Annotated in this window: 11 protein-coding genes and 1 tRNA gene; 7 read left to right on the forward strand and 5 right to left on the reverse strand. The window is 65.0% G+C overall.

The window, feature by feature from the left end; translation table 11 throughout:
* Positions 1 to 36 precede the first annotated feature (36 nt).
* Positions 37 to 1035: a magnesium/cobalt transporter CorA gene (gene corA / locus ACPDIT_RS09245; RefSeq protein ID WP_423442916.1), complete on the reverse strand. Its 999-nt coding sequence runs from the start codon at positions 1033 to 1035 to the stop codon at positions 37 to 39.
* Positions 1036 to 1336: 301 nt separating this feature from the next.
* Here corA and ACPDIT_RS09250 point away from each other — a divergent pair, with 301 nt between their 5' ends.
* Both ACPDIT_RS09250 and ACPDIT_RS09255 read left to right on the forward strand, forming a co-directional pair.
* Positions 1337 to 2239: an endonuclease/exonuclease/phosphatase family protein gene (locus ACPDIT_RS09250; protein WP_423442917.1), complete on the forward strand. Its 903-nt coding sequence runs from the start codon at positions 1337 to 1339 to the stop codon at positions 2237 to 2239.
* Between the two features lie 272 nt (positions 2240 to 2511).
* Positions 2512 to 2586, forward strand: a tRNA-Thr gene (locus ACPDIT_RS09255).
* 74 nt (positions 2587 to 2660) lie between these two features.
* Here the strand turns inward: ACPDIT_RS09255 and ACPDIT_RS09260 are convergent.
* From ACPDIT_RS09260 to ACPDIT_RS09270, 3 genes are read right to left on the reverse strand one after another with little or no spacing between them, the layout of a single operon-like run.
* On the reverse strand, positions 2661 to 3140 hold the full coding sequence (locus ACPDIT_RS09260) for a roadblock/LC7 domain-containing protein (protein ID WP_423442918.1): 480 nt from the start codon (positions 3138 to 3140) through the stop codon (positions 2661 to 2663).
* Position 3141: 1 nt separating this feature from the next.
* The gene (locus ACPDIT_RS09265) at positions 3142 to 3756 is read right to left on the reverse strand and encodes a GTP-binding protein (RefSeq protein ID WP_423442919.1); all 615 of its coding nucleotides are present in this window, start codon (positions 3754 to 3756) and stop codon (positions 3142 to 3144) included.
* Positions 3757 to 3762: 6 nt separating this feature from the next.
* Positions 3763 to 4716: a hypothetical protein gene (locus ACPDIT_RS09270; RefSeq protein WP_423442920.1), complete on the reverse strand. Its 954-nt coding sequence runs from the start codon at positions 4714 to 4716 to the stop codon at positions 3763 to 3765.
* 1824 nt (positions 4717 to 6540) lie between these two features.
* On the opposite strand from ACPDIT_RS09270, the gene ACPDIT_RS09275 reads away from it, so the two are divergent.
* From ACPDIT_RS09275 to ACPDIT_RS09295, 5 genes are all read left to right on the forward strand, one after another.
* Complete coding sequence (locus tag ACPDIT_RS09275; protein WP_423442921.1) at positions 6541 to 7608, forward strand: response regulator; 1068 nt, start codon at positions 6541 to 6543, stop codon at positions 7606 to 7608.
* Complete coding sequence (locus ACPDIT_RS09280; RefSeq protein WP_423442922.1) at positions 7605 to 7898, forward strand: hypothetical protein; 294 nt, start codon at positions 7605 to 7607, stop codon at positions 7896 to 7898. The genes ACPDIT_RS09275 and ACPDIT_RS09280 overlap by 4 nt, the downstream gene beginning before the upstream one ends.
* A gap of 15 nt (positions 7899 to 7913) precedes the next feature.
* Positions 7914 to 8318 (forward strand): hypothetical protein, encoded by a 405-nt coding sequence (locus ACPDIT_RS09285; RefSeq protein ID WP_423442923.1) that lies wholly within the window; start codon positions 7914 to 7916, stop codon positions 8316 to 8318.
* A gap of 55 nt (positions 8319 to 8373) precedes the next feature.
* Positions 8374 to 9171 carry an undecaprenyl-diphosphate phosphatase gene (locus tag ACPDIT_RS09290; protein WP_423442924.1) on the forward strand — a complete coding sequence of 266 codons (798 nt, stop codon included), beginning with the start codon at positions 8374 to 8376 and terminating at the stop codon, positions 9169 to 9171.
* 382 nt (positions 9172 to 9553) lie between these two features.
* Positions 9554 to 12145, forward strand: a complete 2592-nt coding sequence (locus ACPDIT_RS09295) for a DUF6259 domain-containing protein (protein ID WP_423442925.1) — start codon at positions 9554 to 9556, stop codon at positions 12143 to 12145.
* 292 nt (positions 12146 to 12437) lie between these two features.
* Here ACPDIT_RS09295 and amrB read toward each other — a convergent pair whose 3' ends face one another.
* On the reverse strand, positions 12438 to 13292 hold the full coding sequence (gene amrB, locus ACPDIT_RS09300; RefSeq protein WP_423442926.1) for an AmmeMemoRadiSam system protein B: 855 nt from the start codon (positions 13290 to 13292) through the stop codon (positions 12438 to 12440).
* Positions 13293 to 13848: the final 556 nt, after the last annotated feature.

Below are 13848 nucleotides of genomic sequence, written 5' to 3' on the forward strand. Positions count from 1 at the left end.
AACGGGGACGGCGGTGCGGAGGTTTCACCGCCGCCTTTACAACCAGCGTTTGCGTCGCATCCACCAGATGGTCAGCAACGTGGTCACCACGGTGAGGCTGATGGCCCACAGATACCCGTAGCGCCATTGGAATTCCCGGATGGTCTCGAAGTTCATCCCGTACCACGTGCCCACCAGCATCAGCGGGGTGGTGATGACGGTGATCATGGTCAGGAACTTCACCACCTCGGCCGTCTGATTGGACGACATGTTCAGGTACACCTGCAGGATGCCCGTCAGCGAATCGGCATACGCCTGTGCCATCTCGGAAATCCGGAAAAGCGCGTCGTAAACGTCGCGGAAGTACGGGACCATGTGGGCGCGGATCAACTTGGTTTCGCCATGGGCCAACCGCGCCAGCACCTCCCGTTGCGGGCCGATAATCTGGCGCAGGTGGACCACCTCCTTCTTGACCTGCAGGATCTTGTTGAGGGTGTCCGTGGTGGGCCGTTGCAGGACCAGTTGTTCCAGCTCCGCAATCTCCATGGCCAACTCGTCCAGGGCGGGCTTGTAGTTCTCCACGATCGTGTCCAGAAGGTTGTACGCCACGCGATCCGGGGCGCGGGCCATGCCGCCCGTGCCGCGGGTGGCCCGCTCCTCGGTCAATTGCACGACCCGCGCGGGCTTTTCGTGGTACGTCACCAGGAAATTGCGCCCGAGAAAAAAGTTCAGCTCCGTCGTTGCAAACACGCCATCCTTGCGGCTGTAGTCCACCGCGTGAATCACCATGAACATGTAGGGCTGGAACAGGTCGCCCTCGCGGGGATGGTACTCCTCGATCTTGGGCGATTCGCTCACCATCACGCAGTCCTCGATGGACAGGGGATGGAAATGGAAAACGTCCTCCAGCACGCGTTTGGTTTCCTCCGGCGTGGGATTCTCCAGGTCCACCCACAAAAACAGGTTCGTGTCGCTCAGCAGCGTGGGCATCAGAAACAGCTCGATGTCCCGGCTGTGCAACCGACCCTGCGTCGTAAAGGCCAGGGAACGGATCATGTGACTCGAAACGTTGTTCGGGCCGACCGCGGCGCCCCGGTAACGCCCCAGTCTGCGAAAGCCCTCCCCGACCTGGCAAGTGTTCGTCCGCCGGCGCTCCGGCCCGGAGCGCATTTCGGTGGTGGTGCACCGGATTCGAGAATCCCGGAGGAGGTGCCGTTTTCCCTCTGCCGCACCGTCGGCCGGACGCCTGAGATTCCCCCGGGCTTTTCGGGGTGGCCAAACCGGGAACTGCGCCCCGGGCAGAAAAGCCCGTCGAATGAAGTTGCCCCTGCTCGTGGCCGTCGCAAACTGGCCCCGTATGCGTGCGCTTTTTTGTCAAGCCCCTGCCGTATGTCGGTGGGCCCGGATGCTCCTCGGCGGTCTGTTCCTCCTGCTCTGCAACGCGTTCGGAGGCGAATCGTCCGAAGGGACCTCGACGCTCTGCGTGGTCACGTACAACCTCCGCTACGCCAGTCCCACCGGGCCCAACGCCTGGCCCCAGCGCCGGCCCCTCGTGGTACGGCTGATCCGCCAACTCGATCCGGACGTGCTGGGCACCCAGGAGGGCTTGTATGGACAGCTCCGAGAACTGGCCGCGGATTTACCCGACTATGATTGGATCGGGCTGGGCCGGGATGGAGGGAGCCGTGGCGAGTTCATGGCCGTGTTCTACCGCAAAAGACGGTTCGAACCCCGCGCCTTCGATCATTTCTGGCTGTCGGACACCCCGGAGGTCATCGCGTCCACCACGTGGGGAAACCGCAACCGACGGATGGTGACCTGGGTGCGTTTTTATGACCGACAGACGGGCCGGGAGTTTTACTTTTGGAACACGCACCTCGATCATGAGGTGCAAGCGGCCCGCGAAAAAAGCGCCGAACTGATTCGCAAGCGGGTGGCCGACCTGCCCGGGGACGTGCCGGTGCTGCTGGTCGGGGACTTCAACGCGGCGGCCGGTGCCAATCCCGCTTATGACATTCTCACTCGGGACGGTTTCTTTGCCGACGCATGGGCGCTGGCCAGGGTGCGGGAGGGAGAGAATCTGGGGACCTTCAACGGGTTCGAGCGCATGCCGGTGGGCGGGCCGAGGATCGACTGGATCCTGGTGCGGGGCGCCGCGGAAGTGGATCGCATCCGCATCGATGCCTGGCAGCAGGACGGCCAGTTTCCCAGCGACCATTTCCCGGTGGCCGCCTGGCTGCGCTGGAAAAGCCAACCCTGAGGGGTTGCCTTTTTTGTGACGGCGTCGCGGGGCCCCGCGGCAATGTCCACTCCGATTCGGGTTCGCTTCAAAGGGAAGTCCTTGTCCGAGCGTTCTCGCAGCCGGCATCCCGCCAGGAATGGCGGAGGAAGTCATTCTCTGGGCTCCTGCAAGGTAACCGGGCGCCGATGCTGGATGCCGGGTCTGGCCGGGAGGCTTGACGTGCCGGCCCGAGACAGGCCAACGTATGCATGGAGGTGGGGAGCAAGCGGCGGACCCGTCGCGTGGTCTGAGCCAGTTTAGCTCAGTGGTAGAGCATCCGATTTGTAATCGGACGGTCGTCGGTTCGAATCCGACAACTGGCTCCAACTTCGTTTCAGCGCAGTTCCGACTCCTGTTGGCGCCGGGTGCCGTGGCGGGCTGCGGGCCCGGGGCGGCCGGCTCAGCTTTTCCGGCGGAAGAGCATCTCGCTGTCCAGAAGGTTCAGCGCGGCCAGGTCCAGTCCGGCCCCCGGATTGCGTTCGCGCGCCAGCTTCAACTGGGCGGCCAGGCGTTCGCAGGCGCTGTTCGCATAGTATTTGACCGCGCCGACGCTGCCGCGAGCCGGGAAAATCACCAGGAGCATGCACCCGCCCTCGACACAGCGCATGAAGAGGCTGAACTGTTCGCCCTGTTGGTAGGTGCTGGAAAAGTTGGGCTCATGCAGGAGGTTGGCGATGCTCTGGTTGGCCATGAACGCCCCGGCTGCCAGCGCCGCCATGGTGGTCAAATCGAACTGCTGATCGTCTCCCTGGTGCGTGATCAGGAACCCGGCCTGGTCGGTCAGCAGCGCCGTGGTGGCATCGCACTGCACCAGCAGTTCGCGCAGGATGCCGTCCAGGACGTGCACGTCCGATTCCAGCAATTGGGGCAGCGGAGCCATGTCATGCGTACTGTGGGATGCTCTGGTGGATGAACTTGTGCAACAGCAGCCGGGTGATCATGTTGAGCGTTTCGAAAACGCCCTCGCACCGGTTGGCACAGGCGGTGAACGATGGAACCTGCACGTCGCGGTTGTTGAGCACGTATTCCAGGTATTCCACCGGCGCCGCGTTCGGCAGATCCCGCTTGTTGTACTGGAGCACATAGGGAATGTCGTCCAGGTCCAGTTTCAGGGAGTGAAGATTCTCCTGCAGGTTCTGGAAGCTCTCCACGTTCTCCGCCATCTTTTCGTACTGCGAATCCGCCACGAACACGATGCCGTCCACGCCCCGCAGCACCAGTTGTCGCGTGGTGTTGTAGATCACCTGACCGGGGACCGTGTAGAGTTGGAATTTGGTCCGGAACCCGCGAATGGAGACGGCCTCGATCGGCAGAAAGTCGAAGAACAACGTGCGATCGGAACTCGTGGCCAGGGAGACGAGCTTGCCCTTGTTTCCCGCGGCCGTCTGCACATGGTCGTGAATCTGGACCAGATTGGTGGTTTTCCCGCCCATGGCGGGGCCGTAGTACACGATTTTGACCTGCAGTTCGCGCGTTGCCTGGTTGATGATGGCCATACGAAATCACGTGGTTTTGGGTTTTCGATCCAGCTCCGCGGCCAGGGCCGCCAGGGCCGCCGTGGGCAACGGTTCGCCCGCCCGCCCGAATGCAGCAAAGAACACGTTGTTGACCTTGAAAATCTTCCACGGCACCTGGCCCACGGTGAAACTCAGATTGTTCAGGCCGCCCATGCGCAGCTCCTGCGTGCACTGGCTGACCTTGGCATAAATCTGCGGCAGGAACGCCGCCAGCGTGTCACTGTTGAGATGGGACGGCACCTGACTGGCCACACTCAGACCGTCCGGCAAAGCGATGACCGCCCCCGCCACGCCGTCCAATGCTGCCGCCCGCCGCACGATCTCCTGCGGGGTTGCCAGCCGACGCATCAACTCGGTACTGCTGCTGGCCGTAGCCGGCGTTCCCGTCGCCGGGCCCGCCGCGGGACCGCCCTCGGCAAGGTCTGCGGCACTGTAGAAATTGGTATCCAACGGTCGCGGGCCCGTGCCTGACGCAACCATGGAAGCCATGGCGGGCGCCCCGGAACCGGGGACTGGCGTCTCGGAAGCCGCCGGGGCAGCCAGGGGTGCTCCCTTGTCGCTGAACAAACTCGGAATGCTCGGGTCCGGAACCAGTTGACGTTTGGCGTGCGACACCGGCTTGCGCTGTTGAAGGAAAGCGGGAACCACGGCTGCAAGCGGAAAGCTCAGGGGCAGGGCGTCATGGGGCGAGGCATACGAGGCCACCGGAGGCCGGATCCACGCCCGGACCAACCGCCACGGAAATTCCACACGGCCCTGTTTCAGGCCTTTCTCAAGAATCCCCGCCGGCAGGACCAGGCGCGCCCCCTGCAGGTTGAGTCGGGCCAGCTCCTGCCGGACCGATTCCGGCCAGGCCGGGACCAGGTCGTCCAGGGCCAGTTGCACCGTGCCGGCCATGGACTCCGCACCGGCGGTCATCGTCGTCGTCGCAGCAGACACGGTCGTCGGCGGGGGCACAACGGGAGGAGGCGCGGTCACCGGCACTGTGGAGAAGCGAACCGATTGACCGTTCACCGGCGGGGGCGGAGGCGCCACGGCCGGAGGAGTCAAAGGAGACATCGGTACCGCCACCGCCGGAGCGGGGGCCGAGGGGCCCGCGGGGGCGCCGGGAGCCACGCCCCGAGACGGTGCCCCCGCTGGGCTCGTTGGCATCCGGCGTGTGACCGTCGTGTCGCCGTTTGGAGGCGGGGTCACCTCGCGGAGTTGTTGTGCGGGAACCACGCGCAGTGACGGAGCCCCGGTCGAGACTGGTCCGGTGGCGGAAGCCTCGGACGCCGGGTCTGCGCCTGCGGCTCGGAACCCGACTCGCCCCTGCTCGAACGGGCTGGCCACATCTTCCGGGACCGTCAAAACCTTTTGGGGTGTTCTGCGCGGCAGCCGATCCGGGCCGATCCGCCGCACCAGTTCGTCCAGGGGCAGGGGCACCAGGGTCGAGTCGCAATCCGGCCCACCGGAGAAAACCCCGGGCGCGGCCAGGCGCAACTCGCCAAATGGCACTCGCACCAATCCGGTCTGCAACTGCGGCAGCAGTGGCTCCAGTGGCAAACTGATTTCCAGGTCTTGCGGTACAGGATGGCGAATCCGGGCCTTGAGACTCTCGGGCAGCAGCCTCAACACGGGCTGCAGGGGGAGGAACACCCTCTCGCCGGAGGGGCGAGTCGAAGAGAGCGTCGCCCTGGATCCGGACCCGGATGCCGGAGGGTGACTTTCCGGTCCGGCCACTTGGCTGCGGGAGGACGGGACCGGAGCGGCCTGAGACCGCACCACCGGTCCGGGCGGTGTTGGCTGCTGGGATGAAGCGGCTTGGCGCTGGGGTCCCGCGGCCGACGCCGCGCCATTCACGGTCGGCTCTCGGGTGGCCGGATCGTCTTGGAACCACCGGAGAGCCGCCTTCCACCAGCTTTTCAAGCTCAGTTTTTGACCGTTGTTCATAACACGGCAGTGCACACGCCACCGACCTCCCCACCTCCGCCCTCCCCAGAGCCCACGCGGTCGCCGGGCAACTGCCCAAGAGCGTGGCGACCCCGGACAGAAACGACTGCACGCCCGACTTCACGGAGCACACTACATGCCAAAGCCGGTGGGTGGATGCCGACCCGTCCTCGGCCGAATTCCGGCATTCCAACTGGCGCTGTACCGCGTCCGGAAAAACCCCAAACCGTTTCCACCTCTCCAAGACTCAACTTCAGCTTCAAGCCGGTGCGGGCGCCGGTCTTCCGTTGGACGGCTTCCTGTCCACTCTTGAGACTGTGTCTTCGGTCGGAGTGTCAAAATCCGTGCGACAAGGACATCCGAAGGTTCTTCTTTGGGGGCGCGCCTTCAGAAGCTCGCCCCGTGTGGGTTGCGGTGGCTCCGAGCTTTTTTGCGAGTTCGAGCGACCTGCTGTTGGTCTCAGTCGGACTCGGGCGTGAGAAATCCTAAAGCCGGGTCGTGGCCTGCCGATGCAGAATCGCCCCATGCAACGGGGACTTGGCCGGCATGAGTTGCCGGGCGGTGGACCCTAAACCGCCCCGGGCCCGGCCGGAGCCGCTCATGCGGAACGGGGATTGCTCCGGACCGGCCGGGTGGAGCTTTGCCAGGGTCAAGGGGCGGTTCCGGATCCGGCAGCCTGGATGGCAGCGATCCGGACAACCCCGGGGTGTCTGGACGACTGCCGCAGACCTGTGGGGGCAATGCCGGGCACAGGCCCGGCGTTCGGCCATGCAATACAAACTTGTTTTGAGCATCGACAACCGATAGGCAGGAGACAACGCAGCCCGAACCATGCCGTCACGGCCCAAAATCCTGTTGGCAGACGATGATCCGGACCTTCTGGAACTGTACCGGGAGTTGCTCACTCGTCTGCCCAGCCAGCCGGAAATCCGGCTGGCGAACAGCGGATTGAAAGCCCTGGCTCTGTTGGAAGAGGAGCCTTTTCACCTGTTCATTTGCGACCTGAAGATGCCCCGGATGGACGGGCTCCAGGTCCTGGCGGTTGTCCGGCGCAAATATCCCCAGCTCCGCACCGTCGTCCTGACTGCGCTGACCGATGAACAACTGCGGTCCCGGGTGTACGCCCTCGGCGTGGATTTGTACTGGCAAAAACCGGGCAACGAACAGGAAGTGCAGCTGTTTCTGGACTGTCTCGAGTCCCTGCTCAGTCGCGAGGCCGAAGGCGGTTTCCGGGGCGTGCAAAGCAAGAGCCTGGTGGACATCATTCAGCTGGAGTGCCTGTCCCAAAACTCGACTCTTCTCCGGATTACCCACGGCCCGCTGACCGGCCGGATTTGGATCCTGGGCGGGGAACTGGTGGACGCCGAAACCGAGGGGTTGGTCGGCGAGGAGGCCTTTGCCCGAATTTTGAGCTGGAAGAGCGGCACCTTCGAACAGTTGCCGCCCGAACCGGACCGGCCCCGGCGCATTTTCAAGTCCTACAACGCGCTGCTGTTGGAAACGGCGCAGGCCATGGACGAGTCCGACGCCGCTGCACCGGCGGTGGTGGAACCGGAGCGGGTGACGCCTCCCTCGCCCATGGAACAGATCGCCGCCATGGAAGGAGTCGATTGTGTCCTTCACTTTGGCCGCGCCGAAGGTTCGCCGGCGGAGAGCCGCGGGGCCGAGACCCCGGAGGTCACCCTCCAGTGGGCGCGCCGCACCCTGGACCGGTTTCAACACATGGGGGAACGGCTGGCCGTGGGCCCGCTGCAGGACATCGAAGTCTCCAGTTGGCAACAACACGTGGGCCTGGCGCCGGTGGGAGAAGGCGGCCTGCTGATGGGGTGGTTGGGACGGCAGCCGCCGGGGCGGGTGGCCGAACAACTCCGGAAAGCCGTGGCACTGTTGCATCCATGAAATGGTTCCGCAAAACCGTCAGTGCGTTGCGGCCTCTGCCCGCCGGCAGTTTCACCGTCGACCGAAACGGTCACCTCCTGGCTTCCACGTTGCCGTCCGATTATCCCATCTCCCTGGTGCGGGAACTGGGACTGCATGTCCTGACCACCTTCCGGGAAGCCCGCACCGCGGGGCTCAGTGTGACCGATTTGGTCGTGCGTTATCAGGGGCTCAAAATTGCCGCGCGCGAACTGCGCGGCGGAGCCATCATTTTCGTGTTCCCGCAAACCCCCTTCAATTCTGCGTCCTGAACGCAAGGAGGCTTTATGGCAAGCAAACAGTTGGACCAGCTCATCCAGGAAATGGAGAACTACTGCGAGTGCTGGAAACAGTTCAATCACTTCGTCAACCTGGCCCGCGAAAAGAAATTCGGTCCCGAGGACGAAGCGCAGTTCCTGGAGGTCAAGACCATCATCGTGCAGGAGCTGGAACTGATCCTGGCCTCGGTGGAGGTCGCCTCGCCCAGCAAGGAAGAGGTCCACAATGTGTTGAATCTGGCACCTTCGCTGCGATACTTGAGCGAAATGAACGAAGCCGCCCTGCGCAGTATCGAGAATCAGTGGCACAAGATTTACATCGGATTGCACGCCATCCTGGGCCAGTTGAAGGTGCGCCAACGCCAGGAGGAGGGGCGATCCTTCCTGCCGTTCCGCAAGAACAAAGAAAGTTAGAGGGGTTGCGCCGCAGCGGCTCTGCTCCTTTCTGTCCGGGCGCCCGGGACTTCCCATGAACGAATGGTTGGCTGCCCTTCTGCTGGGCTTCGTCGAAGGGCTCACCGAGTTCATTCCCGTTTCTTCCACCGGCCATCTGTTGCTGGTCGAGCAGCTCGGCGGGGTGGGGCACCGCAGTGACCTCTTCAACGTGGTCATCCAGTGCGGCGCCGTGCTGGCCGTGTTGCCCCTGTTCCCGGAGCGTCTGCGACAGCTGACCCGCCCGTGGAGCGATCGCCGCGGTCGCGATTACGGATTGAAGTTGTTGACGGCCTTTGTCCTCACGGGCGTCGGTGGCGTGGTGCTGGAGGCGTTGCAGTTCCAGCTCCCCGAAAGTCCCGTGCCGGTCGCGGTGGCCCTCGTGGCCGGCGGCATCGCCTTCCTGGCGGTCGAAGCCCGACTGCGCCGGCACCCTCCCCGCGGCGAGATCACCTGGCCCGTCGCGGTGGCCGTCGGCCTGGGGCAGTTGATCGCGGCGGTGTTCCCGGGCACGTCCCGATCCGGCGCCACGATTCTCCTGGCTCTGTTGCTTGGCACCGGCCGACCCCAGGCCACCGAGTTCTCTTTCCTCGTCGGCATTCCCACGATCTTGGCCGCCGGCGCGTTGAAGATCCTCAAGGCATTGCACACTCCCCCGACGCAGGGTTCCCTCGAACCGTGGCCTGAGATCCTGCTGGCCACGGTCGTCTCGGCCGTTGTGTCGTTCATCGCAGTGAAGTGGTGTCTGACTTACGTCCAGCGCCACACCTTCGAACTGTTCGGCTGGTACAGAATTGTGCTCGGCGCGGTCATTCTCGCCCTGGTGTGGTTCTGAGTCGCCGGAGGTTGACTTGGACCGGCGCCACCCGCCCTCGCGCCCACGACGAGGGAGCTCCGTCGCCTCACCGGGATGCAATCGCGCCGCCTTTCTCAGGAGCCCTTCGCTGGTCGCTCGGCCGCTTGCTCGGCAGTCCCGGGCAGAACCCCCTGGAGCAAAGCAGACCTGACAGGCTTACAGCCCTGCAGCCACGCAAGGTCGGCTCAGAAACGCGTACTTGCGAGGCCATGGGCCGGGGCCCAAGCTGGGGTGCAGCGAGGTGCCCATGCCCGCGCGCCAATCTCATCGCCGAAACCATCCGATTCTTGCTCTTGTCTGGGCCGCCTGCACATTGGTCACCGATCTGACCGCCGGCCCCGCAGTGCTTGAGCATGGTCCCGTGCGATTCGTGCTGGATCCGCAAACGGGGGCCTGGGCCCTGGTGCATTGGGAAAGCGGAGTCGGCTGGGGATCCGATCCCGGGCAATCGCGTTTGGGTCTGGTGCATTTGCGTCGCCCGGGCGGCCTCCAGCGGGCGACCTTGCAGCGGTGCGAAGTGCAACCGGACGCGCGCGGCCTGCTTGCGGTGTTTCACCCCGCGCCCGAACAACCCCGGGCCCTGCTCCGCATCCGCATCCAACCGTTGCCGGACCTCCCGGGATTCGAATTCGTGTGGGATGCGGACGCCGCGTTGGAGGTCGAATCGCTGCACCTTTTTGATGGCCTCGAGGTGGGTCGCGACTCGGAAGATGCCTGTGCCGTGGTGCCCGTGCGGGAGGGGATTCTGGTCCCGGCCCGAGGAACCCGGGCCTTTCGGCACCGCTTCGACACCTATGCCTACGAAGGCTGCCACATGGCCATGCTCGGCCTTGTGCGCGCCGGAGTGGCCAGCTTTTGGTCGTGGGAGGATCCCTACACCTGCGTCGAACTGCGGCGGATTCTTTCGGGCCCGGACGTCGCCCGGCCCCATGCGCGCCTTACCGCCACACTCGAATGCGGCCCGACCGCCCGGCGGATCCGCTGGGTCTGTGCCGGACGCGGCGATTACGTGCAGATTGCGCGGACCTATCAAGCGCTCGCCCGCCAGGCAGGCTGGTGGGTGCCATGGTCCGAGAAACTCCGCCAACATCCCGACCGCCAGAAGCTCTTCGGGGCATCCAACGTCAAGCTCTGGAGCCTGTTGGACCGTCGGATGAACGAGGAAAGCACCGTGGAACAGCAGGTCCGCTTGAACTGGACCTTCGCCGAAGCGGCCCGGGTGGCGGAACATCTGAAGCACGATCTTCAACTGGATCGAGTGCTCTTCACCCTCGGCGGCTGGATCCACCGCGGCTACGACAATCAACATCCCGACATCCTCCCACCGGCCCCGGAATGCGGTGGCGAAAGCGCGTTCCGTGCGGCATGTCAACGCATCCTGGCGCTGGGCTACGTGCTCTGCCTCCACGACAACTACCAGGACATGTACCGGGATGCGCCCTCTTGGGATGAGGCATGCCTCAACAAAAACCCGGATGGTTCCGCCACCCGCGGCGGGGTCTGGGCCGGCGGCCGGGCTTACATCGTCTGTTCCCGCAGCGCCCTCGACCTGGCCCGGCGTCCCCAGAATCTGCCTGCCGTCAAAGCCCTTTCCGGCGCGAACGCCTATTTCATCGACACCACCTTCGCCGCCGGCCTGTACGAGTGTTACGATCCCCGCCATCCGCTGCGCCGGGGCGACGACATGCGCTGGAAGCAGGCCCTGTGCGATTACGCCCGCTCGCTGTTCGGTATTTTCGGGAGTGAATGTGGCCGGGAATGGGGCATCCCGCATGCAGACTTCTTCGAAGGCCTGGCCGGCGTCAGCGGCACCTTCTTCCACAACCGCAATCTGGTGCCGGAGCTCGAAGCCGTGCCCGTCCCGTTGTTCGAGCTGGTGTACCGGCCGTGCATTCAGGTGTACGGGAAGTACGGCTTCGATCCCGGACGCGCCGCGGATTACGTGCTTCATCACCTCGTCTTGGGCCGCCCGCTGCATTACCACCAGGTGCCGCCGGGTCTTTACTGGCAACGCGAGCAGGTCGAGGCGGCCCAACCCGAGGTGGTCGCCGTCACCTTCGTCGGCCCGCGGGAAATCGAGATCCGCTACGCCTGGACCGTGGAGAAGCCGCTGCAAGAGGACTGGCGGGTCTTCGTCCATTTCTGCGATGATCAGGGACGCATCCTTTTTCAAAACGATCACGATCCCGTCCCCGCCACGTCCCGATGGAAGACGGGGCGAGTCGAACAAGGGCCGTTCCGTCTCCGTTTGCCGGAGGCACTGCCCCCGACCGTGTCCATTCGCATGGGACTGTACCAGCCCGGAGACGGTCGCCGGGCCTGGCTGCGGGGGCGCGCCGATGACGAACGACGCATCCGTGTGGGTCGGCTGATCCTGGATCGCTCGGCCGTGCAATGGGCCCCCGAGGACGAACGGGACCCGCGGAACGCCGCGGACCCCGCCCTGTTCCTCCGGGCCGACCATGGGTGGGCCGAGGGCCTGCACCCCTTCGATCGCTTCCTGAAAAACACCCACGAGCTGCTTTCTCCCCTGAACGCCCTTACGGCCGACCTGCCCATGAGCCGGCACGCTTTTCTGACATCCGATCGCGGCGTGGAACAGGTTGTGTTTGGACACGGCTCTTCGGCTGTCACCGTGGTGGTGAACCGCGGCTCGCGACAATTCGCATGGCACAGTCCCCGCTTCGGCTCCGTCCTCCTGCCGCCGGGCGGATTCGTGGTGGACTCGGACCGTTTCGTCGCCTTTCACGCACTGTGCTGGAATGGCCTGGAATACGCCGCACCGCCATTTTTCACGCTGCGCAGCCTCGACGGTCGCCCGCTCGCCACCTCCCGACGCATCCGGATCTTCCATGGCTTTGGCGATCCTCGCGTGCGGATCGGGAATCACGTGTGGACCGTACCACGAGAGGCAGTGCTGAATCCGTCCGACCGACCGGTAAGCCGGCAGTGAAACGTGCCTGCTCCGGGGCGCTCACGGGCCGGCGGAATCTACAGTGAAATCTTGACCGCTCCGGCGGTTCCTCGAGGTGCGCCACCGATTCGGAGAGAAAGCAATCTTCAGAGAGTGCGCCTTCTGCGGTTGCGGCTCCGCGGCCCGGGAATCCGGCTCTGCCCTGGCAAGCTGCTCAAGCCCCGCCTGACGCATGCGCAGCACATACCCGACCTCCCGCTCTGGACCACGGCGCGCCCGAGACTCCGACAGCCAGCCCCCGGACCGCCCAGCGATCCGCCCCGCTCACAACCTAGGGCGAATCTGCCTTCCCCTCCTTCGAGGGTGCAGGCGCCGCCGAGTGGCGCGACTCGAACAGAAACGCCCCGTAGCCGACCACCCGGTCCCGGGGCCCGGCCGTGTCCCCTGAATTCCGCAGGTCCGCCGTCTCCGCCACCAACCCGCGGGCCGCCGCGGCACGCAACAGGCCGCGAATGGCCCGAAACCCACACGCATGCTGAACCGTAAGCGGATCCGCCCGGCCCGCCTCGATGGCCCCCGCCGTCATGCGGTCGATCCGCCGGGCCGTCTCGTAAGGATGGTAATGACTGAGATCCGAGCTGATCACGATGCGCGTTTCCGGCCCGCCCCAGAGCTGGTCCAGCACCTCGCGCACCTCCTCATCCGTTGCTTCGCCCACCACCAACGGCACAATTGCAAAACGGCCCAGCAAAACCTGCAGGAACGGCAGTTCCACCTCCAGACAATGCTCGGCAGCGTGGGCCGGATCGAACACGCGCACCTGGGGCAGGTCGGCGATTCGCGCCACCGCATCACTGTCCACCGGCACCCGACCCAGCGGCGTCTGAAAGGAAGCCGCGCTCGGCAGAGCCAGCCCTTCGAACCACACATGATGCGAGGGGCCCACCAACACCACACGTTCCACCGCCTGCCCGAGCTGCCCCCACGGTCGAAAGGCCGTTCCGGCCACCGGTCCGGAGTAAATGTATCCAGCATGCGGCGCGATCACGGCCTTGGGATCGGTCGCCCGGGCCGGCCGACCCTCTTGCAAAAATGCCTCCACGCACCGGCCGAGTTCACGCGCCTCGTCCGGATAAAACAGCCCCGCCACCGCCGGCGGACGCGTCTGCTCGAACACTCTGCCCATGACCCCTCGAGCTTTGCGACCCCGTCCCTACCCTACACCCGGCCCGGTGATCTGTCATCCATGCAGCTACCGCATTCTCTGTTGGGTAGCTTCGTCCATTTCAGAGTTCCTCCACATCCTGAGTCTGTCCCAACACCCGGTGCAGGTGAAGGAAGGGTGGGCAACCCACCCACGGGACGGCCGGCGTCGGTGCGGCCCGGCTGACCAAGGGCGTCCCCGAGCCGTGCCGACGACCCCGTAATTCAGGCTTCGTCGCGAGTCGCGGCCTCGGCAATCTGCTTCAAGAGACCGGACCGCGGGCCCACGGTGCCCTTGGACACTCGTGTGGATCCGTTCGCCCGGTTCTGGATGCCCGGTGGGTTTTCGGGTGGCGCTGGCTACTCCCGCCTGCCAGATCGCAGCCCCTCGAGTCTGCCAGCGCTGCGCAGGCGTTTGCAGGCGATGAGGCCGGTGACGCGCCAAACGTTGGCCGGGCTGCCTTTGACCTTCTCCCGGGCACTGCGGAACTCCTTCCGGCCGTTGCCCGCCGGCCGGCTGAAACTTGGGAATACGGCAG

Source organism: Limisphaera sp. VF-2 (genome assembly GCF_049537125.1).
Lineage (GTDB): Bacteria > Verrucomicrobiota > Verrucomicrobiia > Limisphaerales > Limisphaeraceae > Limisphaera.

What these genes read in the sequence shown, in the direction of transcription:
- corA (WP_423442916.1), bottom strand. Translation starts at nt 1,035, where the DNA reads ATGATCCGTTCCCTGGCCTTTACGACGCAGGGTCGGTTGCACAGCCGG.
- ACPDIT_RS09250 (WP_423442917.1), top strand. Translation starts at nt 1,337, where the DNA reads ATGCGTGCGCTTTTTTGTCAAGCCCCTGCCGTATGTCGGTGGGCCCGG.
- ACPDIT_RS09260 (WP_423442918.1), bottom strand. Translation starts at nt 3,140, where the DNA reads ATGGCTCCGCTGCCCCAATTGCTGGAATCGGACGTGCACGTCCTGGAC.
- ACPDIT_RS09265 (WP_423442919.1), bottom strand. Translation starts at nt 3,756, where the DNA reads ATGGCCATCATCAACCAGGCAACGCGCGAACTGCAGGTCAAAATCGTG.
- ACPDIT_RS09275 (WP_423442921.1), top strand. Translation starts at nt 6,541, where the DNA reads ATGCCGTCACGGCCCAAAATCCTGTTGGCAGACGATGATCCGGACCTT.
- ACPDIT_RS09280 (WP_423442922.1), top strand. Translation starts at nt 7,605, where the DNA reads ATGAAATGGTTCCGCAAAACCGTCAGTGCGTTGCGGCCTCTGCCCGCC.
- ACPDIT_RS09285 (WP_423442923.1), top strand. Translation starts at nt 7,914, where the DNA reads ATGGCAAGCAAACAGTTGGACCAGCTCATCCAGGAAATGGAGAACTAC.
- ACPDIT_RS09290 (WP_423442924.1), top strand. Translation starts at nt 8,374, where the DNA reads ATGAACGAATGGTTGGCTGCCCTTCTGCTGGGCTTCGTCGAAGGGCTC.
- amrB (WP_423442926.1), bottom strand. Translation starts at nt 13,292, where the DNA reads ATGGGCAGAGTGTTCGAGCAGACGCGTCCGCCGGCGGTGGCGGGGCTG.